This is a genomic window from Kitasatospora sp. MY 5-36 (assembly GCF_001182915.1).
GTDB lineage: Bacteria > Actinomycetota > Actinomycetes > Streptomycetales > Streptomycetaceae > Kitasatospora.
On sequence record NZ_LFVW01001249.1, the window covers coordinates 1 to 1,173 of the forward strand.

A 1,173-nucleotide genomic window follows, 5' to 3' on the forward strand; every position below is an offset into this window, starting at 1 on the left:
CCCGGCAGCCGCCCGCCCGGGGGCCCTCACGGCTGCCCGGCCGCGGGGACGGTCCCGCCGCCCTGGGTCGGCACCCGGCCCGGGGCGGCCCGGACCGGCTCGGGCACCCCGAGCGGGATGTCCGGCACCGCCTCGATGGAGTCCTCGGAGTGCACCACCGGCTGCCAGTCGTACCCGGCCAGCGCGTCGATCAGCGCCCGCACCATCACCGGGTCGAACTGGCTGCCCGAGCAGCGCTCCAGCTCCGCGACCGCCTCGCCGACGGGGCGGCCGCGCCGGTAGGAGCGGGTGGAGGTCATCGAGTCGAAGGCGTCGGCGACCGAGATGATCCGGGCGAACTCGGGGATCTGCTCGCCGGCCAGCCCGCTCGGGTAGCCCCGGCCGTCCAGCCGCTCGTGGTGGTGCAGGATCCCGGCGCGCGCCTCGCCGAGGAAGTCGATCCCGCGCACCAGCTCGTACCCGTACACCGGGTGGATCTCCACCGCCCGGCGCTCGGCCTCGGTCAGGGGACCGTTTCTGCGCAGCAGCTCGGTGGCCACGCCGAGCTTGCCGACGTCGTGCAGGATGCCCGCGAAGCGCAGGGTGCGCAGCCGCTCGGCCTCCATGCCGAGCTGAGTGGCGATCAGCACCGAGGCCCGGCCGACCCGTTCGCTGTGGCCCCGGGTGTAGGAGTCCTTGATCTCCACGGCCTGCACCAGCGACTGCACGGTGGCCTGGTGGGCGTCCCGCTCGCGCTGGCCCTGGGCGAACACCCAGGCCGAGATGGACAGCGGCAGCAGCGCGAGCAGCGCCGCGAACGCGCCGTACGGGCCCTGCCAGAGCACCGCGACCATCAGCCCGCCGGCCGCGTGCACCAGTACCGGCAGCCCGCAGGACGCGTGCGCCCCGCTCAGCAGCACCCCGGGCCGGCGGCCCTCGCTGAGCATCAGCATGACGCCCACCACCACCCCGTTGACCAGGCAGAACACCGCGACGGCGGCGAATCCGGGCAGCAGTGCGGCCGGGAAGCGGGAGCCGAGCAGCAGCTGCGGGCCGTGCAGCAGGTGGAAGGCGACGGAGGAGGCGAAGGCGCACAGCGCGAGCTGGGAGCCGTTGAACAGCTGGCGCGGGCGGCAGCCGCGCCCGCTCGGCCCGCCGAGCAGCGCGGCCGGGGCGGCCACCAGGGCGGCGGCG

Annotated in this window: 1 protein-coding gene; it reads right to left on the reverse strand. The window is 75.9% G+C overall.

Translation table 11 applies throughout. From position 1 onward, the window contains the following. Window positions 1-26 precede the first annotated feature (26 nt). A partial coding sequence (locus AE652_RS41735; RefSeq protein ID WP_049661273.1) for an HD-GYP domain-containing protein occupies window positions 27-1,173 on the reverse strand: 1,147 nt, incomplete at its 5' end.